This is a genomic window from Rheinheimera texasensis (genome assembly GCF_964031785.1).
GTDB classification, from domain to species: domain Bacteria; phylum Pseudomonadota; class Gammaproteobacteria; order Enterobacterales; family Alteromonadaceae; genus Pararheinheimera; species Pararheinheimera texasensis_A.
The window spans coordinates 134,773-155,699 of the sequence record NZ_CAXIRE010000014.1; the positions used below are offsets into that span (position 1 = coordinate 134,773).

At 51.8% G+C, this 20,927-nt stretch carries 17 protein-coding genes; 5 read left to right on the forward strand and 12 right to left on the reverse strand.

Translation table 11 applies throughout. The features are described 5' to 3' along the window. Window positions 1–101: 101 nt before the first annotated feature. The 7 genes from ABNT34_RS04355 to lptD all read right to left on the reverse strand — a co-directional run bounded on the left by ABNT34_RS04355 (window position 102) and on the right by lptD (window position 8,794). Window positions 102–2,114 (reverse strand): methyl-accepting chemotaxis protein, encoded by a 2,013-nt coding sequence (locus tag ABNT34_RS04355; protein ID WP_348729146.1) that lies wholly within the window; start codon window positions 2,112–2,114, stop codon window positions 102–104. A gap of 86 nt (window positions 2,115–2,200) precedes the next feature. Then, entirely contained in the window at window positions 2,201–3,013 is an 813-nt protein-coding gene (locus tag ABNT34_RS04360) for a symmetrical bis(5'-nucleosyl)-tetraphosphatase (RefSeq protein WP_348729148.1), read from the reverse strand. Next, on the reverse strand, window positions 3,013–3,384 hold the full coding sequence (gene apaG, locus ABNT34_RS04365) for a Co2+/Mg2+ efflux protein ApaG (protein ID WP_348729150.1): 372 nt from the start codon (window positions 3,382–3,384) through the stop codon (window positions 3,013–3,015). Before apaG ends, ABNT34_RS04360 begins: the two co-directional genes overlap by 1 nt. Further along, a complete protein-coding gene (gene rsmA, locus ABNT34_RS04370; protein ID WP_348729152.1) occupies window positions 3,384–4,226 on the reverse strand; it encodes a 16S rRNA (adenine(1518)-N(6)/adenine(1519)-N(6))-dimethyltransferase RsmA in 843 nt (280 codons plus the stop codon). Before rsmA ends, apaG begins: the two co-directional genes overlap by 1 nt. Next, window positions 4,219–5,214 carry a 4-hydroxythreonine-4-phosphate dehydrogenase PdxA gene (gene pdxA / locus ABNT34_RS04375; protein WP_348729154.1) on the reverse strand — a complete coding sequence of 332 codons (996 nt, stop codon included), beginning with the start codon at window positions 5,212–5,214 and terminating at the stop codon, window positions 4,219–4,221. Before pdxA ends, rsmA begins: the two co-directional genes overlap by 8 nt. Then, complete coding sequence (surA, locus tag ABNT34_RS04380) at window positions 5,214–6,503, reverse strand: peptidylprolyl isomerase SurA (protein WP_348729156.1); 1,290 nt, start codon at window positions 6,501–6,503, stop codon at window positions 5,214–5,216. Before surA ends, pdxA begins: the two co-directional genes overlap by 1 nt. Before the next feature lie 11 nt (window positions 6,504–6,514). Then, on the reverse strand, window positions 6,515–8,794 hold the full coding sequence (gene lptD / locus ABNT34_RS04385) for an LPS assembly protein LptD (protein ID WP_348729158.1): 2,280 nt from the start codon (window positions 8,792–8,794) through the stop codon (window positions 6,515–6,517). A 139-nt stretch (window positions 8,795–8,933) separates the two neighbouring features. Here lptD and ABNT34_RS04390 point away from each other — a divergent pair, with 139 nt between their 5' ends. From ABNT34_RS04390 to djlA, 3 genes are read left to right on the forward strand one after another with little or no spacing between them, the layout of a single operon-like run. After that, window positions 8,934–9,947 carry a phosphotransferase gene (locus tag ABNT34_RS04390; RefSeq protein ID WP_348729160.1) on the forward strand — a complete coding sequence of 338 codons (1,014 nt, stop codon included), beginning with the start codon at window positions 8,934–8,936 and terminating at the stop codon, window positions 9,945–9,947. Next, window positions 9,935–10,609 carry an N-acetylmuramate alpha-1-phosphate uridylyltransferase MurU gene (gene murU, locus ABNT34_RS04395; protein ID WP_348729162.1) on the forward strand — a complete coding sequence of 225 codons (675 nt, stop codon included), beginning with the start codon at window positions 9,935–9,937 and terminating at the stop codon, window positions 10,607–10,609. The genes ABNT34_RS04390 and murU overlap by 13 nt, the downstream gene beginning before the upstream one ends. Before the next feature lie 2 nt (window positions 10,610–10,611). Beyond that, window positions 10,612–11,409 (forward strand): co-chaperone DjlA, encoded by a 798-nt coding sequence (gene djlA, locus ABNT34_RS04400; protein ID WP_348729164.1) that lies wholly within the window; start codon window positions 10,612–10,614, stop codon window positions 11,407–11,409. A gap of 7 nt (window positions 11,410–11,416) precedes the next feature. Here djlA and ABNT34_RS04405 read toward each other — a convergent pair whose 3' ends face one another. Next, complete coding sequence (locus tag ABNT34_RS04405) at window positions 11,417–11,764, reverse strand: DMT family protein (protein ID WP_348729166.1); 348 nt, start codon at window positions 11,762–11,764, stop codon at window positions 11,417–11,419. Window positions 11,765–11,905: 141 nt separating this feature from the next. Here ABNT34_RS04405 and ABNT34_RS04410 point away from each other — a divergent pair, with 141 nt between their 5' ends. Continuing rightward, on the forward strand, window positions 11,906–13,465 hold the full coding sequence (locus ABNT34_RS04410; RefSeq protein WP_348729168.1) for a PAS domain-containing methyl-accepting chemotaxis protein: 1,560 nt from the start codon (window positions 11,906–11,908) through the stop codon (window positions 13,463–13,465). Window positions 13,466–13,474: 9 nt separating this feature from the next. On the opposite strand, the gene ABNT34_RS04415 is transcribed toward ABNT34_RS04410, so the two are convergent. The 4 genes from ABNT34_RS04415 to rapA all read right to left on the reverse strand — a co-directional run bounded on the left by ABNT34_RS04415 (window position 13,475) and on the right by rapA (window position 19,179). After that, window positions 13,475–14,251 (reverse strand): DUF3530 family protein, encoded by a 777-nt coding sequence (locus ABNT34_RS04415; protein WP_348729170.1) that lies wholly within the window; start codon window positions 14,249–14,251, stop codon window positions 13,475–13,477. Between the two features lie 118 nt (window positions 14,252–14,369). Next, entirely contained in the window at window positions 14,370–15,431 is a 1,062-nt protein-coding gene (locus tag ABNT34_RS04420) for an OmpA family protein (protein WP_348729171.1), read from the reverse strand. A 178-nt stretch (window positions 15,432–15,609) separates the two neighbouring features. Next, window positions 15,610–16,260, reverse strand: coding sequence for an RluA family pseudouridine synthase (locus ABNT34_RS04425; RefSeq protein WP_348729172.1), 651 nt, complete (start codon window positions 16,258–16,260; stop codon window positions 15,610–15,612). Window positions 16,261–16,269: 9 nt separating this feature from the next. Then, window positions 16,270–19,179, reverse strand: a complete 2,910-nt coding sequence (rapA, locus tag ABNT34_RS04430) for an RNA polymerase-associated protein RapA (protein WP_348729173.1) — start codon at window positions 19,177–19,179, stop codon at window positions 16,270–16,272. A gap of 208 nt (window positions 19,180–19,387) precedes the next feature. Here rapA and ABNT34_RS04435 point away from each other — a divergent pair, with 208 nt between their 5' ends. Continuing rightward, on the forward strand, window positions 19,388–20,779 hold the full coding sequence (locus tag ABNT34_RS04435) for a PhoH family protein (RefSeq protein WP_348729175.1): 1,392 nt from the start codon (window positions 19,388–19,390) through the stop codon (window positions 20,777–20,779). Window positions 20,780–20,927: the final 148 nt, after the last annotated feature.

Consider the following 20,927-nt stretch of genomic DNA (forward strand, 5'->3'; position numbering starts at 1 on the left):
GCCCCGTCAGTGTGCACTTTTTGCGCCCTAAAACGAGTAGCAGAATTCAACTCAATAAAAAAGGAGCCCTAAGGCTCCTTTTGTCGTTGTGCTTTTAAGTTTTACACTTTGAATTGATCTACAGACAGACGCAACTCTTCAGCAAGGCGCGCGACTTCGTGGCTTGAATCCGACGTTTGCTCTGCACCTGAAGCCGTCTCTTCTGCAATATTCACAATAGACTCCAGCAGTTTACTGATTTCATGTGAAACCTGATTCTGCTCTTTCGCGGCATGAGAGATTTGCTCACTCATATCGTGTGCCATATGTACGGCATGAGTAATTGAATCCAGTGCCTGATCAGCAACTTCAGTTTGCGCCACACAGTTTTCAGCCTGACGCTTGCCTTTGTTCATCGCTTCGACAGCAGCATGAGCGCCGCTTTGCAGCACTTGAATCATCGCCTGAATTTCTTGCGTAGAGCTTTGGGTTTTACTGGCCAGAGACCGGACTTCATCAGCAACTACGGCAAAACCACGGCCCTGTTCACCGGCCCGCGCTGCTTCAATTGCTGCGTTCAGTGCCAGTAAGTTGGTTTGCTCTGCGATACCACGGATCACATCCAGAATGCTGCCGATGGAGGCGCTATCCTGATGTAACTTGTTGATAACTTTAGAAGCTTGTTCAACTTCCTGTGACAACTGCAGAATGGTTTGTTTATTGTTAGACGAGATGCCTTTGACACGCTCCGCTTCAGCATCAGCATGTTTGATTTCAGCCAGCGCATCGTTTGAGCTTTGCAGTACACCTTGTGAGGTGCTGCTCATTTCAGTCGTTGCTGTTGCCGCTTGCGTCACCTGAGACTTCTGCTCACGAATAGCCGCTGTCGACTGAACTGTGATAGCTGAAGTTTGTTCTGAAGCTGCTGCTAATTGGGTTGAGCGCGAAATAATGCCCTGGATCAGTTGGCGCAGATTGCCAATAACCTGATTGCAGTTGCGCGCCAGTTCACCGAATTCGTCTTGAGCAGAGTCATCCAGTTGTTTTGTCAGGTCACCAGATGCGACCACACCCAGAATTTCGTTCACTTTGCCAAGTGGTGTAGTGATGCTGCTGCGTGTCCACAGTGCAATACCTGCTGCTGCTGCGAAAGAGAATGCCATTACAGCGAAAATCAGCACTATGGCGCTGGTTACACTGGATTCAGACTCTTGTTGGATTTCGCCGGCCGCTTCACGTGCTTTGGTCAGTAATTTGCTCAGTGCAGTACTGGCATCAATGGTTTGTTGTTCGGCTGTCGCTAACAATTTAGCTGCAGAAGCTTCTGCTGCCAGTTTGTTGGCTTTTAATGTCAGGATACCGTCGTCGCTGGTCAGTAATTCATTGATTGCTATGATTTTTTCATCAAGGTCAGCCACCATATCGACTGACCCGCCGGCTTCAGCTTTGATAATGGCCATTTTCGCGACAATGTCGGCCATCCGGTTTTTAATTTCATTGCTGAGCGTTTCTGAGGTGTTAGCCGCGTTAGTGCGGGTTAAATCCACCACTGTGCTGACCATCGAATTGAGGCTGGTTTCCAGTACAGATGCTGCTTCAGCAGCTTTAGGGAAGCGGCGGCTGACGTCGCGCACATCGCTGAAATCAAGGATCAGCGATGCCGAGTCATCGGAATTACTTTCTAAATCACCCAGTTTGCTGTTGATTGCATCGCGTAATGACAGTGATTTTTTCAGTTCTGCGAACAACTTACTGCTAGTTGGGACAAATTCGTCGTATTGAGAGCTGACGTCTTTGAAGCTGGCGGCTAACACCGGTTCGTTGCCGACGACGGACTGCAGGTTTTTCGCTGCAGCATCATAAGCGTCTTTTTCTGTGGCAAATGCCGTTTCAAGCGCGGTAATTTTTTTCACTTCATCGGTGTAAAACGCCTGCAGCGTGATTTTACTCATGATGACGAATTCGCTTTTCAGTGTCGCACTGTTTTCAAGCGCAGGGATGGAGATGGTATTAACCTGGCTGGTGGAATCACTGATATTGTTCAGGCTGGAGTAGGAGGTAAGGCCGATGATCAGCAACAGCACTGATATCACACCAAAGCCGCCGATGATGCGCAATGCAACGGTTAACTTCATTATGGAACTCCCAACGGGTTGGTCAACAATCGCCTTCAACAGCATCCGTACAATTGCAAGGGACCGGGATGGAACAAACCCAAGTATTATAGTCTTTTTTCGTAGCCGGCAACACTAAAACGCTGTTGCGATTCAATACAATAGCATGTCAGAGCTTGCCCCCAGACACATCCGGTGTCCAGTGCGTGTATAGCGGAAACAGGTGAGTAGCCCTGTAACGCCGCCCAATGACCAAAAAAGATCGTCGGGTGTTCTCTATCAGACCAGAAATGAAACCAAGGGGTCAACAGCGGATTGTCGGATAATTCGCCTTTCTGTTTCAGTTCGAGGCGACCGTCGGCAAAACAATAGCGCATGCGGGTGCAACTATTGATGGTGAAACGGAGTTTATCCTGTTCATTCCGGGCTTCTGACCAGAGTTCTGGCTGATTGCCATACATGATGGCATAAAGCGATGCTGCGTCGGAGAGCAAGCAATCTTCAACGGCCCGACAGGCTTCTATCGCTGTTGGAATGTCCCATTCTGGCGCTAAACCGGCATGCACCAGCAATAAGTTTTCCTTGGCATCGAAATGCAGCAGGGGTTGCTGTTGCAGCCAACCGGCTAATTCTGCCAGATCTGGCGCCTGCAAGAGCTCGTCGAGCAGGTCCGCAGCTGTGATCCGGCCATAACCGTGCAGGCTGGCGAGGAAATTGAGGTCATGGTTACCCAGCACTGTAATGGCCGCAGCACCAAGATCTTTGACAAAACGCAGAGTTTGCAGAGATTTAGGGCCGCGGGCAATTAAATCACCGCAAAACCAGAGTTGGTCTTGTTGTGGATTAAATTGGATGAGTCTCAGCAGTTGCTCTAACTGGTCAAAACAGCCCTGCACATCGCCGATGACATAACGGGCCATCAGTTCAACACGTTGGGCACTGCCAGACGGAACAGCGGGATTGGCGCTTCAAACAAACTACCGTCTTTGGTTTGCATCTCATAATGCCCCTGCATAGTACCGACCGGTGTTTCCAGCACTGCACCACTGGTGTAGGTGTAACTGCTGCCGGGCTCGAGTTCTGGTTGTTCACCGACTACACCATCGCCGCGTACTTCGGTATGTTTGCCGTTAGCGTCTGTAATTGACCAGTAACGTCGCAGTAATTTAACAGGTAAGGCGGAGTCGTTTCTGATGGTGATGGTATAGGCAAAGACAAAACGCTCAGCTGCGGCGTCGGATTGTGCCGGGATATAAAAAGTCTCTACCTGGACCGGAACCTGATAAATCACTATTCGTCTCCGTCGGCTGCAAGAGGTACACCCAGAGCATCTGGCCGCTGGGCTAGCCACTGCGCTACCCGGATAAATTCGCTGACCGGCAGCTGTTCCGGTCGCAGGCCCGGGTTGATGCCCAGGGCTTCAATGTCGCTGGCCGTCGCAAAATTGCTGAAGCAATTGCGCAGTGTTTTACGACGCTGATTAAAGGCTTCCAGGCAGACCCGGTTCAGCACAGCCACTGGCACATCAGCGCGTTCTGCCACAGGCCTTGGAATAAGGCGGACTACCGCTGAATCCACTTTGGGTGCTGGTTTAAAGGCGCCAGGACCCACTTCTACCACCGGAATGGCCTGACAAAAAAACTGGGTCATCACGCTCAAGCGGCCAAAAGTTTTGCTGCCGTGACCGGCGGTCATCCGCTCAACCACTTCTTTTTGCAGCATAAAATGCATGTTCTCGATGCAATCGGCAAACTCGAACAAATGAAACAACAAGGGCGTCGAGATATTGTAGGGCAGGTTGCCAAACACTTTTAATTTGCCATCCGCCGGCATCAGCTGACTGAAATCAAACTTCATCGCATCGGTCTGATAAATCGTCAGTTTGTCGGCTAAGATCGGGTGTTCACGCAGGCGCTGTGCTAAATCGCGGTCCAGTTCGACCACAGTCAGATGACCACAACGTTCAGCCACGGGCTCGGTTAAGGCACCAAGACCGGGACCGATTTCAACCAGATGCTCGCCCGGTTTAGGCGCTATGGCTTTGACAATCCGCTCAATCACGGCCGGATCGTGCAGGAAGTTCTGGCCAAATCGTTTCCGGGCCTGATGCCCCATATGTACATTATCAGTCATGTTTTGCTTTTGATTGAGTCGCTAAAAAAATGGCCTGATCCAGCGCGTGCTGGAAGCTGCCGGGATCTGCCAGGCCTTTGCCGGCAAGGTCTAATGCGGTACCGTGGTCGACTGACGTTCTGATCAGCGGTAAGCCCAGGCTGATATTGACAGAACGGCCAAAACCTTTGTGTTTCAGCACCGGCAGGCCTTGATCATGGTACATCGCCAGCACGGCATCTGCGTTATCGAGATATTTGCTTTGGAATAAAGTATCCGCGGGTAATGGTCCTATCAGGTCCATGCCTTCTGCGCGTAGTTCATCCAGCGCTGGCCTGATCACATCAATTTCTTCACGCCCGAGATGGCCGTCTTCGCCGGCATGTGGATTGAGGCCACAGACATAAATTCGCGGCTGTGGAATAGCGAATTTTTGCTGTAAATCCTGATGCAGGATGCGGGTGACCTGCAGCAAACGCTCACGGGTGATTGCCTTGGCAACATAGGCCAGTGGAATATGCGTGGTGACGAGCGCTACACGCAGGCCTGCGGTGGCAAGCATCATCACGACATAAGGCGTGTTGGACTGCAAGGCAAAAAATTCGGTATGTCCGCTAAAGGGAATGCCGGATTTATTGATGATGCCTTTATGCACAGGGCCTGTGACAATAGCGTCAAACTGCTTTTGCATCGACTGTTCGCCGGCAAAGGTCAGCGTATCCACCACATAACGGCCATTGTTTTCGTTCAGCACACCAGGAATGACCGGTTCCGCCAGCTGAAAGGGCGCCAGCGTCAGTGTACCGGCTTTTTGCGGCTTGGGTGGCTGGTCCGGCTGATAGGGCAGTAATTGCAGCGGTAAACCCAATAACTGCGCCCGTTGCTCTAACAAATCAGCTGAGGCACACACCACCAGTTCAGCCGGCCAGTCTTGCTGGGCCAGCTGAATAATCAGGTCCGGGCCTATGCCGGCCGGTTCACCGGGTGTGACGCCAATCCGCAACGTCATTATTTGTCCGCCAGAACTTCAATAAAGGCTTCGTCACGGATCTCCCGCAGGAAGTTGCTGGATTCCTCGTTGAAACGACGGTTATAAATCATTCGGGCAATTTGCTCGCGTTTTTTCTCTGCGGTCGCATCCACAGTGCGGCGGTCCATTAACTGGACGATGTGCCAGCCGTGTTCGGTGCGGAACGGCTCGCTGAGCTGATTTTTCTGCAGCGTTTTTAAAGTGTCACGGAACTCAGGCACAAAAATATTTGGATCTGCCCAGCCCAGTTCACCACCTTTTAAGCGTGAACCCGGGTCTTCTGAATGTTCTTTGGCAAAAGCGGCGAAATCAGCCTTGCCGGCTTTGAAGTCAGCGGCAAATTTAGTCAGCATGTTTTTGGCTTTTTCTTCACTGACGATGATGGACGGTTTAATCAGCACATGGCGTGAAGAGATTTCTTCAAATTCAACGACGTTAGCGCCTTTGATGTCAAAAATAGTCAGGATGTGAAAGCCAGCGCCTGAGCGCAGCGGGCCAATCAGGTCTTTTTTCTTTTTGCCGCGCACCTGATCAGCAAACAAGGTTGGCATTTCGTTGATGTTCATCCAACCCATGTCACCACCTTCTAATGCGGTTTCAGCGGATGATGAGGCAATGGCGATTTTTTTGAAATCACTGCCGCCGCGCAGCAGTTCCATCACTTTGCCGGCTTTGCTTTCGGCTTCTTTAATCTGTTCTTCGCTGGGCTGACCCGGCAGTGCAATCAGAATATGACCGATGTTGTACTGCTCGTTGCTGGCGCCTTGTTGTTCCATCATTTTGGTCAGTGTATCAATCTCTTGTGGACTGACATAAATCCGGCGCTGAACGTTGGCGCGCAGCACTTCACCTGTGGTGATCTCTTCGCGTAAACGTTCACGGAACAGCTCGTAACTGCCCTCTTCCCGCACGACCTGAGCGCGGAACTGTTCAACGCTTAATTTCTGCTCGCGGGCAATGTTTTCAACGGTCTGGTCTAGCTGTGCATCAGTAATTTGCAGGCCCATGCGTTTGGCAACCTGTAATTGCAGACTATTCATGATCAGGCGTTCCAGCGCCTGTACCTGTAGCGCTGAATCGGATGGCAGGGTTTGACCTTGTTTGGCGGCGTTCTTTTTAACCCGCGAGATCATATCGCGGACTTCGGATTCAAGGACGACATTATTGTTGACTATTGCGGCCACGGCATCGACTTTGGTTTCGGCTGCCTGGACATTGAACAGGACACAAGTCGTCAGAGTCGCGGCAATCAGCTGTGTTAACTTCATAATTTTCCAGTCTAATTATTTAATAAATAGGGGCGGCGGTAACCAAAAACCCCAGTGGACAGCATGTCCGACACGTTAAAACCAGCACTGTCTCCGAACCCTTTTAACACAAACTGCAGCGCAATGCCGCTGTCGAGCCGGAACGGAGAGTTGATATTATTAATTGGTAAATCCAGGTTCGTTTCAATTTGCCGGCGTGCGATCAGCCGGACAGCCCAACAGCAGGATTCATATTGCAGACCGACGTTTGCTTCTATCATGCGCGAATTATTTAAATCGCGATAATAACTGCCGACCAGCTGCCACTGTGGATTCAGCGGCACAGTACCCAATGCACCGAGCTGTTCAATCTCGTTGCCTGAGACATAGCGGCTGTATCTATGGTTCAATTGCAGCAAATTTTTATCGTCGGCCCGATAATCCAGCGATACATTGCTTTTGATCATCCGCTTAGTCTTGGAATCATACTGTACGCCACTGTTTAAAAACCAGCGCTGCTGGAAATGCAGTACTGACTCGGCGGCAAAAATCGATTCTGTGGCCGCAATCGTCTGGCTGTTGTCGAGCTGATTAGTCTCCGGATTGGCCAGGAATACAATTTGCCCCAGACTAAAGCGGAAGCGCTCAGTGTCAAATTCGTCGTAAATCCGCGTAGTGGCGCCGAGTGTCAGTTGATTGGCATCATTAATACGGTCAAGGCCGGAGAAACGGTTCTGCCGGAACAGGCCAAAATAGTCGTCCTGTAACCGCGCCGTGTCATATTGCCAAATCTGGCTTTGGTCGCGATACGGGATATACAGATACTGAATTTGTGGCTCCAGCGTTTGTAGAGAAGCCTGCCCAAACCAGCTGGCATCGCGCTCAAAATTCAGTTTGCCGTTCAGCTGCACCTTCGGCAGATGACGGGCGGTATCTTCTTCAATCCGGAGGAGTTCTGCTGGCAATATGGCCAGATCATCGCGGCGTTTTTGTTGGTAATAAGTCGACATCAACCCGGTTTCTAACTGCAGCTCATAAGCGGGTGTGATGTATGGTAATCGCAGTGTCGGCTCCAGATGCAGGCGGTCCGCTTGCTTGATTGGCGCGTTGTCATTGGCAAAATGCGAATATTGGCTGTGCCAGCTAAATTCAACCCCGGCCGGTAATTTCAGCGGGCGGGCCGAGCTTAAATCCCATTGCGGCAGGGCGGCATAAGAATAGTTGTCGGCATAATTACCAAGAATTTCAAAACCCTGCAGCCGGATATTGGAATGCAGATCAGTGCCGAAATAACTCAGGCTGGCCTGACGGTTCAGCTGGGTGTCGCTTTGGTTATTAAAATCGGAGCCTAGTTCACTGAGATAAGCATCGTCACTGACATCGGTAAAATCGACCTGTGCCCGCCAGTTATCGGCGAAATCAGAGCGGTGTTCGATATGACTCAGATACCGGCTGCCAAAACCGGCCGGTTTATCCTGGTCATCCGGTAAAAATTCGAGCTGCAATTTGCCGTTGTCCTGCGTCGTGAGATAGCGGAATTCAGTTTTCAGCTGAGTACCACGCTCACTCATATAACGCGGCGTGATAGTCGCATCATAGTTTTCCGCCAGATTCAGGTAATAAGGCAGCTGGAAATCAACACCAAGCTTTTGTGAACTGCCAAACTTTGGAATGAGCAAACCGGATTTGCGCTGGTTGCTGACCGGAAAGGTCATATATGGCAAATACAATACCGGTACGCCTTTGATTTTGACCACCGAATTCCAGGCTTCGCCCCAGCCGTCGTCGGCATTAAGCTGAATGTCTTCTGCTTCCAGTGCCCAGCCGTTGTCGCCATCCGGACAAGTGGTGAAACTGGCTTCTTTTAAGGTGACCTGTTCGCTGGAAGCCTGCATTTCTTTGGCATAACCGCGGCCAGCCTGACTGATAAAGCGGTAGTCTGCATCAGTCATCGTGGCGTTGTTATCGTCAATACGGGCGCTGAACGAGCTGCTGCTGACTTTTAATTGCGGGCTGTAATAACTGATACCGCCGTCAGCAAACATTTTTTGTTCGGTTTTGGAGAAGGTGGCACTGGGGGCGCTTAACAGGGTGTCGCGATGCGTCAGTTCAACGCCATCGCTGAAAATCGCGCTCTGATTGTCGTTCAGGCTGACTTTGCCGGAGAAAATTCGCAGGTTGTTATCATTTTTGTCGAGCTGGGCCAACCGCTCCGGCAGTGTCAGACTGGGATAACATTGCCTGACCGGCTCAGCCGCAAGCGCCAGACCCGGGAGTCCGAACATCAGCAGGTACAAGGCGTGGTATTTCATCCGGTATTCCAAAAAAGTTGCTCTGTTCCGTCAGGTCGCAGCCGACCAGAATGCAAAAAGAGGGCCTGTATGATAAATCAATTTTCGCCGCTCGGCTAATCCGTTATAGTGCGGCTTTTGCCCGGTTTGGAGTGCACAAGTGGCGGAAAGGTTGTCACAAATCCAGAATTTTTTACAGCAGTATCAGGCAGACAGCCAAATGCAATGCACCGCACTGAGCGGGGACGCCAGTTTCCGCCGTTATTGGCGGGTGCAAAGTGGCACACAGCACTGGATGTTGATGGACGCACCGCCGGTGGCGGCAGACTGTCAGCGTTTTATTGCTGTCGCGCAAGCGCTGGCGGATGCCGGCTTGCAGGTGCCGAAGGTTCTGGCGGCTGAGCCAACTGCCGGGCTGGTTCTGCTGGAGGATTTAGGCGACGATTTGCTGCAGTTCAGTCTGACACAGGACAATATGCCGCACTGGTATCGTCAGGCCTTGGCCTTGTTGGTGCAGCAGCAACAAGTTCGGCAGACTGCAGAGGGCCCTTTACCTGAATTTGACCGTGCTTTTGTACTGCGTGAGCTACAGATTTTTACTGACTGGTTTTTACCGGTACATCTGCAATTACCAGTAGATTTCGCCACCCAAGCCTTGCTCGACAGTACTTTTACCCTGATTGCCGATGAAGTGCTGGCGCAGCCGCAAGCGGGTATGCATCGCGATTTTCATTCGCGAAATCTGATGATCCGGCCGGATCAATCGCTGGCGGTGATCGACTTTCAGGACGCCGTGGTGGGGCCGGTTAGTTATGACGCGGTTTCACTGCTGCGCGATTGTTACCTTCGTTGGCCCGACTCCGACGTGGCCCTGCTGAGGGATGAATTTTATCAACTTTTACAACAACATGGGCTGCTGCCTGCCGACTATACCCTTGTGCAGTTCCGTCGTGCTTTTGATTGGACCGGTCTGCAACGGCACTTAAAAGTCTGCGGCATTTTTGCCAGGCTCTATCATCGGGATCACAAAGCCGGTTATCTGGCGGATTTACCGCGGGTCGTTGGTTATGTTTTGGATATTGCCAAACAATATCCGGAGTTATCAGCGTTCAGCCAGTGGTTTGAGCAAGTGGTGCTACCGCGTTTTGCTGAGGTCGGCACATGCGGGCAATGATTTTGGCCGCGGGCCGCGGCGAGCGGATGCGCCCGTTGACCGACCATCTGCCCAAACCTTTATTAGCCGTGGGCGGGCAGCCGCTGATTGGGCATCACCTGCAGGCGCTTCATGCTGCCGGGATTCAGGATGTAGTGATCAATCATGCCTGGTTGGGTGACAAAATTGAGGCTGCACTTGGCAACGGACAACAATATGGCCTGCAGATCCATTATTCGCCGGAAGGGGCTACCGGACTGGAAACCGCAGGTGGTATCCGGCTGGCGTTGCCTTTGCTGGGTGATGAGCCATTTATGGTCGTTAACGGCGATGTGTTAACTGATTATCCGTTTGCCAAGTTGTTTGATGTGTTAAAGCCCGGCAAAACTGCGCATCTGGTACTGGTGCCGAATCCGCCACAGCATCCACAGGGTGATTTTGCGCTACAGCAAGGCTTGGCGCAGGCCGATGGTGATAGCAAATTTACCTTCAGTGGCATTGCGGTATATCGGCCGGAATTTTTCCGTGAGGTGCCGGCAGGCGCGCAAAAACTGGCGCCATTTTTACGGGCTGCCATGGCGCGGCAGCTGGTCAGTGCTGAGCTGTATCAGGGCTTTTGGGCTGATATCGGTACGCCGCAGCGACTGGCTGACGCCGATTTATTCTTCCGCAACAGGAGCTGACTATGTGGGGCAAGTTATTAGGCGGTTTGTTTGGCCTCGCGATGTTCAAAATCCCAGGCCTCATTGCTGGTGTTTTTATTGGTCATTGGTTTGATCGGGGCCTAAAGCAACAATTTGAACAAGCCGGTGGTTTTACAGGCTTAAAACGCGATCAGGCCGACGCGCAGGGCCTGTTTATGTTCAGTACTTTTGCGGTGATGGGACATCTGGCCAAAGCTGATGGTGTGGTGACGCCGGCGCATATCGATAAAGCCGTAGCTTTTATGCAGCAGCTGGGCCTTGGCAGTACGCAGCAGCAGGAAGCACAACGGGCGTTTCGCGAAGGTAAAGCGGCTGATTTTCCGCTGCAGCAGCAACTTCAGACGTTACGCCAGGCCTTTCGCTGGCGGCCGGATTTGTTGCAAATGTTTCTCGAGATCCAGATCTCGGTTGCTTATGTCGATGGCCGGTTAAGTGACATTGAACTGAAGTTATTACAGCAAGTCGCCGGCGCTCTGGCGATTTCAAATACCCGGTTGCAGTATTTGTTGGGGCGGTTTGAAGCTGAAGCGCGTTTTTCTCAGCGTCAAACCCAGCAAACTCCGGCGGCCGATGCGGTTGCAGATGCATATCAGCTGCTTGGCGTGATGGCCAGCTGCAGCGACAGTGAGCTGAAAAAGGCTTATAAAAAGCAGATGTCACAGCATCACCCGGACAAACTGATGTCACAGGGCTTACCGAAAGAAATGCTGGAACTGGCCAATCAAAAAACTCAGCAAATTCAGGCGGCTTACGAGCTACTCAAGCAACACCGCGGCTAAGCGTCGCTTAGCCTTTGTGGTAGAACATGAAATAGACGGCGCCCAGCAAACAAATCCCGGCATAAACATAATTCAGCTTAAAAGGCTCTTTCATATAGAGCACGGCGAACGGGATAAACACAGCGAGCGTAATCACTTCCTGTAAGATTTTCAGCTGCGCCAGGCTCAGCACCTGCGAGCCAATCCTGTTCGCCGGCACCATCAGCATATATTCGAATAATGCGATGCCCCAGGAAACTAAAATCGCCACAATCAGTGCAGACGATTTCAGGTGTTTCAAATGGCCGTACCAGGCAAAAGTCATAAAAATGTTGCTGAGAACCAGCAAACCTATCGTAGTTAAAACCGGTGACATAAATCCTCCTGCCAGCACAATCGGTGCCTAGTGTATCGCGCTGCCAGCTGATTTGCATTTGTACATGGCTGAACTAGAGTTCTCAAGACAGGTAAATCCTGTATGGATTGTCGGTAAAGCCAAGCAAAGGAACAGGACGATATGCGTCAGAATCTGCCAGTGACTCAACACGAAAGAACCTTTCCGTCAGAACAACGTTTAATCTCTGCCACCAACACTTCTGGTCATATTCAGTATTGTAATCAGGCATTTGTTGAAATCAGCGGTTACACCCGCGATGAGCTGATCAACCAGCCCCATAACCTGGTGCGACACCCGGATATGCCACCGGCAGTATTTCAGGGCATGTGGGAGTATCTGAAAGCAGGGAAATGCTGGATGGGAATTGTCAAAAATCGCTGTAAAAACGGCGATTTTTATTGGGTAAATGCTTATGTCACACCAATTTTGCAGCAGGGTAAAGTAGTAGGGTACGAATCGGTACGGGTCAAACCAACGGTGGAGCAGGTGCAGCGGGCGCAGCAGATGTATGCTGTGCTGGCGCAGGGCGGTAAGGTCAGCTCATCCATTGATTTGATGAAGCTTGCGCTGCCGCTGGCAGTCGTGGGTAGTGGGGTGGCTGCAGGTCTGGTGGCTGTCGCTGCCGGCGCTGTTGCTGCAGCGGTTGCAGCCGGATGTGTGGCCGGCGCTGTGGTTGGGTATCTGCAACACCGAACCGGTAAAGCACAGCAACAACTTTCAGCCCAACTGAGTAATCCCTTTATGTGCCCGGTTGCAGCGCAGGTTTATACCGGTAAAACCGACCCCTGGGGCTTGCTGGAACTGGCGATGATCACCGACACCGCGCATCTGCGTACAGTGTTGACCCGGTTGGAAGACGCAGCCTTAACAGCCTCACGTGAATCAGCGCAGGCACATCAGTTGTCACGCAGTACCTTGTCGGTGATTTCTTCCCAGCAACAGGAAACCGAACAAACGGCGACGGCGATGAATCAGATGACGCACACTATCGCTGAGGTATCGCATAATGTGCAACTGACCTCAACTGAGGCCAGCAATGCGAATCAGCTGACTGCCCAAGGTCAGGCTGTAGCAGTGCAAACCCGCGCCGCTATTGAAAACCTGGCGCAGACTGTTCGCGGTATCGCTAAATCAGTCACTGAACTGGCTACTCAAACGGCAAGTATTACGCAGGCGGCTGAAATCATTCAGCAAATTGCTGAGCAAACCAATCTGTTGGCACTCAATGCTGCGATCGAAGCAGCACGGGCCGGTGATCAGGGCCGTGGTTTTGCTGTCGTCGCCGATGAAGTCCGGCAATTGGCGCAGCGCACCCAACAATCGACCCAGCAAATCAAACAGATCATTTTTAACCTACAGGAAGGGGCGCGTAATGCCGTGCTGGCGGCGGACGAAGGTATAGTGGCGACTGAATCCGGCGTTGCTAAAGTGCAGGAAACCGAGCAGACACTGAATGGCATTATGGATGCGGTGAACCTGATTGCCCGGATGGGGCACCAGATTGCCGTGGCCGTGGAAGAGCAAGCGCATGTTTCCGAAGATATTAATCGTCAAGTCAGCCGGATTGCGGATTTAGCAGGAGATGGTTATCAACAAAGCGAGCAGACGGCCGAAGTCAGCAGCGATTTGGAGAAAAATGCCGAAACCTTGTACCAGCTGGTGGAGCGCTTTAAAAAGTAACCACAGGGCTTAATAACCTATGTATCGCAGCCAACCAAGGATCTCCCTGGCCAGCCAGGGATGGTCTTGTTCGACTGAACCTGGCAGTAGCCGTTGCCGGTAAATCTCTTTGATGTGTTTGCGCACCAGTTGCAGCCGCAAGCTGCCGCTGTTGCGGGCAAAGGCATTGTCTGTTTGCGGCAGCAGGTCCAGTGTGGGCACTTTATGCAGGCTCAGCGCTTCCGCAACCTGTTCATTCAGTGCAACATCCTGCATGGCCGCGCCAATCAGCACCAACGCCTGAGGCGCTGACAGTTCTTCGTTTTGATACAACTGATTCAGTAAAGCGCCACTGTGGCCGAGGCCAATGACCACGATAGTTCCGGGCTTCGTCTCGGCTTCTGCCATGACAATTTTCAATCGAGCCAGCAACTTTTGCTGGTAGGTCAGCAGATTTTCGCTGCTGGTCTCTGTTACTGCGGGTGGCACCATCATGGCCGTGGTGTTCCAGCCAAAATCAATCAGATAGTTACGCAGGTACTCGACAGCTCTGGGACTGGCCGCATGTTGCGACCAGTCAGGCACCAGAATGACAGTGCCTTTGACAAAAGGCGTCATTGCATCACGCTGCAAAGTTAAAAAGGATTGTTGGTCAGATTTCAGCGCATTAATTTGGCTGGCGGCAATTTGTCGTTGTAAATCACTGCTGGTTTGTTGCTCGTCCCACACCACTGATTCGGCGTTTGAGTGCAGAGAGAAAACACAAAGACTGCTGAGAAAGATGATTTTGCTGAGTGGTTGGAGCATCTGCAGAGTCCGTCAGATTGGCACATTAACAGCAGTATCGGCTTTTGTGGGCGCAACTGAAGCGATTGCAGAAAAAAACAAAGCCACCCGCAGGTGGCTTTGTCAGGCAGACAACGAATTAACGCTGAACTGCTTCTTTCACAGAGGCAGTCACAGTCGCTTCGATGCGACGGTTGATAGCGTGTGCAGCTTTTGAACTACCAGCAGCTTTTGGCTTGGTGATACCGTAACCAACAGCTTTCACACGGTTACGCTCGATACCGTAGTTGTTCACCAGCACGTCAGCAACAGCGTCAGCGCGACGTTGAGACAGCGCCAGGTTGTAAGCCGGAGTACCAACGTTAGACGCGTGGCCACCGATCTCAACATCAGTGTTCGGGAAGCGTTTCAGGAAGGTTGCCAGTTTTTCGATATCTGCGTGGTATTGTTCTTTCACTACAGATGAATCGTTATCAAACTGTGCATTCAGCGCGATGCTGACAGAGTTTTCAGTGAAGATTGAACAACCTACAGTGTCTACTTTGTCAGTAATTGGTGTATTTGCGCACTGATCTTTGTCATCAGTTACACCGTCCTGGTCAGCATCACCAACGGCTGGAGCCGGTGCCGGAGCTGGTTCAGGGGCTGGCGCTGGTTCTGCAGCCGGGGCTGCACCGAAGTTGTAGGTCAGACCCAGTTTCACACCGTGGTCGCCAAAGGCTTTGCTGATGCCCTGATAACGGTTGGCTTCAACGAAGAAGGCAACTTCATCAGTCACGAACATATTCACGCCCATACCGATGTTGGCAGCAGAAGCTGAACGGCCTGTAGTGTAGTTCTTCACACCACCAACGAAGTACAGCGGCAGACTGTCAACGTGGTAAACCAGGTCCATACCAACGCGGTTGCCTTTGATGTCAGCATCAGAGAACTCTGATTCCAGATCCTGACGGACGTATTCTGCACGGATGCCCCAGCTTTCGCTGATACGGTAACCGATGTTCAGGCCAGTGCCGTTGCCGTTGTTCTGACCTTTCCAGTCTAATGATTTAGTTTTGTCGTTGTCCGGTGCGTAGTGCTCCCAGAACACAGAACCGTAAACCCGATCTTGTAATTCAGCAGCGGTTGGGGCGGCTGATGCTACAGCAGTCATCAGGGGTAAAGCTGCCAGAACGGCAATTGCGCTAGTTTTCAGTTTCATCCATATCTCCTTAGGGGGTTTTCCAACGCGCTAATTTTATTTGATTTGTTTAGATTAAACAAATTTACTGTTGCTTTGCTGAACAAAACGGCTTTTTCGTTGTCAGCATCCGGCGCGTCAGCGGGGCCATGCTAACTGCAGAAGATGAATCTGCGGTTAACGTGAAACAGGTATTTCTCTAAAATGGTGCCGGCGATTCAAACTGTAACCACAGGCCGGTTTCCGGGTGCCGCAGTCGTAGCATCGCCGCATGTAGCTGTAATCGTTCAGTTTTTTCATCAGGCGCAGTGCCGTAAAATTTATCACCACAGATCGGATGCCCCAGCCACTGCATATGTACCCGCAACTGATGAGAGCGGCCGGTGACCGGGGTCAGTCGCACCCGTGTTGTGTTTTCTTCAATCGCCAGTTTTTCGAATAAAGTTTGTGCTGATTTGCCGCGTTGGAAACAAACCATCTGTTTAGGCCGGTTAGGCCAGTCACAAATTAATGGCAGGTCGACGATGCCTGCCTGCGCCTTAAGCTGACCTTCCAGCAGTGCTATGTAGTGTTTTTCGGTTTGCCGGCGCTCAAATTGCCAGTTGAGCTGGCGCTGCGCGTCCGGTGTCAGCGCCATCACCAGTATACCTGAGGTGGCCATATCCAGCCGGTGTACAGTGCGGGCCGTCGGAAACACCCGTTGCACCCGAAGTTGCAGGCTGTCCTGATGTTCCGGCGCTTTGCCCGGCACTGACAATAAACCGCTGGGTTTATTCAGCAGCAATATCGCCTCATCCTGATACAGGATCTCCAGATAAGGCGACAGTGGGGGCCGGTATTCCAACAGCATCAGCGTGTCTTATTCGTGACTGACGACAATGACCCGCACCGCATCAAAGCGCAGCCGTGCTTTGCCAATGTACTGGGCAAGCTGCTGCTGGCGTTCCTGCAGATGGGCAATTTCTTCCGGCCGCACCAGCGGGTTCACCTTGGCTAAGGCCTGCAGCCGTTCCAGCTGTGCCTGCAACTGCGTTTGCATCAGTTGCAGGGCCTCCTGCTGCAAATGCTTCAGCTGAATATCGGCATAAGCTTCTGCTTTGCCGAGCAGCGGGTGAATGGTGCTTTGTAAAGCGCCAACCAGTTTGCTAGCGGTCTGGCGGCCAACCGGCTTCAGTTGACGGTTGAAGTTGTCAAAAGGCACATTCGGCGCCAGATTTTTGCCGGATTTTTCCAGCAATAAGCGTATTGGCGTCGGTGGCAGATAACGGCCCAGCTGTAACTCGGCCGGCGCTGTGGCTTCCACTAAATAAATACATTCAACGAAAAAGGTGCCGGCTGGCAGCTGTTTATTCTGCAGCAGCGCAGCTGAGCTGTTGCCCATGGTCTCCTGCGTGACAATATCCAGCGTGCCCTGCACCATCGGGTGATCCCAGCTTAAGAACTGAATATCTTCCTGCGCCAGCGCAGTGGCGCGGTCAAAAGTCACAGTAATGCCATCTTCATCCAGCATCGGGTAATGCCCCTGCAGATGTTCGGACGGCGTCAGAATAATGCTGGTGTCGCTGCGGTCATCCTGCTGCACACCGAGTAAATCCCAGGCTTTGATCATGTACAGTGGCAGAATAGTGGCATCATCCTGCGTGTGGACTTGCTCTACCAGCTGTTGTGCTAAACCGCGGCCACTGGAATTGAGTTCCAGCAGCTGGTCGCGGCCTTGTTCCAGTTGTTGCTTCAGCTGCTGATTCAGTGCTGCAGTGTCGTTGATTAAACTGGAAACCGTCGCACTGTCGGCTGCAGGTACCGCCAGCACCGGCAATAAACGCTCCCGCATTTGCTGGTAAACCGCACCACCAGTCTGACAAGTGGCATCAAAGGCTTGCAGGCCCTGATGATACCAGTCGAGCAACAGTTGCTGCGGCTGGTCAACAAAATACGGCAGATGGATCTGAATATCCTGGGTCTGACCAATCCGGTCTAAGCGGCCAATCCGTTGTTCCAGCAAGTCCGGGTTCAGCGGTAAATCAAACAGCACCAGATGATGAGCAAACTGGAAGTTTCGGCCTTCGGAGCCGATTTCAGAACAAATCAGCGCCTGGGCGCTTTGGTCATCCTGGGCGAAATAAGCGGCCGCTTTGTCACGGTCAAAAATCGACATGCCTTCGTGGAATACTGCAGCGCGTATACCTTCTTTGACCCGCATCGCTTCTTCCAATGCGATCGCCGTATCAGCATGGGCACAGATCACCAGGAATTTTTTGTATTTGTGCTGTTTAATCAGCGCAATCACAGCTTCAACGCGTGGATCAAATTGCCACCAGCTGGTTTTGCTGCCTTCGAATTCCTGATAAATACGCTCCGGGAATAACAAGGTTTTGGCTTTAAATTCATCGCTTTGATTGGCCATAAAGCTCAGCTGCACTTTAATGGCATTCTGATACTGCTCTGGCAGTGTTAAACCGATAAAGTGCGGCTGACGCTGCGGGAAACCAGCGATCGCGGAGCGGGTGTTACGGAATAAAATTCGGCCTGTGCCGTGATGGTCCAGTAACTTGCTGAGTAAGCTGTCAATGGCCTGATCGCGTTCGGTACCGTCTGCTGCGCTGGTTAACAGCGCCAGTTCCTGATTGATATCAGATTCCTGCAGCAGTTGTTGCAATGCTTTGGCTGTGGCGGCAGATAACGGCAATTCGTGTTGCAGCGCGCGGGCCAGTGTCGCAACGGCTTTATATTGCTGTTCTTCAGCAACAAAAGCCGGGTAATCATAAAAGCGGTTCGGGTCGAGCAGCCGCAGCCGGGCGAAATGGCTTTGATGGCCCAGCTGATCCGGTGTTGCCGTTAATAAAATCACGCCTCGCGTATCCTGCGCCAGCGTCTCAATACGCTGATATTCAGTGCTGGCTTCGGTCTCACTCCAGCTTAAATGGTGCGCTTCGTCAACGACCAGTAAATCCCAATGCGTTTCTGCTGCAGCTTCAAACGCGGCTTTTTTCCGTGTCAGGAAATCCAGGCTCAGCAGCACCAGCTGTTCAGTTTCAAACGGATTACCGCCGTCCGCGGCAGCTTCTGTCAGTCGCTCGTCGTCAAAAATGGCGAATTTGAGGTTAAAGCGTCGCAGCATTTCGACCAGCCACTGATGTTGCAGCGACTCAGGGACCACGATAAGCACGCGGCTGGCGAGGCCGGACAATAACTGCTGATGGATAATCAGGCCAGCTTCGATGGTTTTGCCGAGGCCCACTTCGTCCGACAACAACACCCGTGGCGCATGACGTTGTGATACTTCGTTGGCGATATGCAGCTGATGCGGGATCAGGCTTAAACGGCCGCCCACCAGACCACGCAGCGGGTTGCGCTGTTGCTGATGCACATGTTGCCAGCTGTGATAGCGCAGTGTGAACCAGTCGAAACGGTCGATTTGGCCGGTGAAGAGCCGGTCTTGTGGCGAGCTGAAACTGATGAAATGGTCGAGAAAGGTTTCGCGCAGACTGACGGCCTCGCCGTTGTCGGTGCGCTCGCCGTGGTAAACCAGTGTCTGGTTGACTTCTTCGACGCGCTCGACCAGCAAACTGAATTCCTGCGCGCTTTTAACGGTGTCACCCGGATTAAACTGCACGCGGGTCAATGGCGCTTCATTCATGGCGTAGAGCCGGGTTTCGCCACTGGCCGGAAACAGCATAGTGACCATCCGGCCGTCGATCCCGACTACTGTGCCTAAACCTAAATCCGATTCCGCGTCGCTGATCCAGCGCTGTCCAAGGGCAAATTTCATCATTATCCGGGTCACTTCTGAAAAGGGGCGCTATGGTACTGAAATTCCCGCCAAACTGCATCCGCCACGGCGGGAATTTTTCAGGCCTGTTTCGGTCATAAATGAAAAGCTTGAGATCGTCACAAGATTGTCATCCACCACACAGATTCTTGCTCTAAATTAAACAAGAACCCGCCGGGTTTTATTTTCCGCTGCTAAGGAGCTGCATATGGCGCGAAGAAGAAGTAAAGACATAAAAATCTACGTCCTCGATACCAACATCCTGCTGCACGAACCCTTCGCTTTTCTAAACTTTCAGGAACACGACGTCGTCATCCCGATGACAGTGCTAGAAGAATTAGACCATATTAAAGACAAACACAAAGATGTCAGCCGTGAAGCCCGCGTCGCGATCCGCGCGCTGGAGGACGTGTTAAAAGACGCATCACCGGAGCAAATGCTGCAAGGGGTACAACTGCCGCAACACGGCGATCGCAAAGCCAGCGGTCATTTGTTTATCGTCAACGATCATCATATCAGCGACCAAATCCCCGGTTTACCTGGCGGCGAAAACGACCATCTGATCATCAACACCGCGCTGTTCTTGCAACGGGAAAAAGCCCCGGTCAAAGTCATCTTAGTGACTAAAGACATTAATATGCGCCTTAAAGCCAAAGGCGCCGGTTTAAAACTGGTGGAAGATTACCGCACCGACCAGCTGATCGACGATGTGCGGTTTTTATATAAAGGTTATTTTAAATTCGCCGGCGATTTCTGGAGTCAGGTCAAAGATTGTCGCAGCGAAAACGAAGGCCGCGAAACCTATCATTATTTGCCACGTAATTTACTGCCAAACGCTTATATCAACGAATATCTGGTCGACGAACATGAAACTTTTGCCGGCCGGGTCGTCGCCATCATGGACCAGCAGATCAAAGTGCTGGATTTAGGCTTTGAACGGCTGATGCACCGCCATGCCTGGGGCATCCATCCGAAAAATGTCTATCAGGCGATGGCGCTGAATGCATTGCTGGATCCGGATATGGACCTGGTGATCCTGACCGGCCCGGCCGGCTGTGGCAAAACCTTGTTAGCCTTAGCTGCAGCACTGGAACTGGTGATTGAACGGGGTATGTATGACAAAGTCATTGTGACGCGCAATACGCCGGAAATCGCTGAATCTATTGGTTTTTTACCAGGCACTGAAGAAGAGAAAATGGCGCCCTGGCTTGCTGCCATCACCGACTCGCTGGAAGTGCTGCACAAAACTGACGAACACCCGCACGCCAGTGTCAACTACATCATGGATAAGGCCAATATTCAGTTTAAGTCGGTGAATTTTATGCGTGGCCGCAGTATTCAGAACGCGATTGTGCTTTTGGATGAATGTCAGAACTTAAGCGCTGCACAGCTGAAAACCATTATCACCCGCTGTGGCGAAGGCACTAAGCTGATCTGCTCCGGTAACCTGTCGCAAATCGACAGTAATTACCTGACTGCAGTGACGTCTGGTTTGACCTACATCGTCGAGCGCTTCAAAAACTTTGAAGGCAGTACCACCATCAACCTCAATGGCGTGGTTCGCAGCCGGCTGGCGTCCTTTGCCGAGGCGAATCTCTAGGGCGTGTTGATGTTTGGTGGTTAATTTTTGTTCGAGTTGGTGGCGTTTTGGGCGCGAAACGAGGCGCGTGGCATAGTGATTCTATGTGAGCAACGAGTGACAAAGCCCAAAGCGCCACCAAACGAACCCGCAGGGCAGCGTTTGGCTG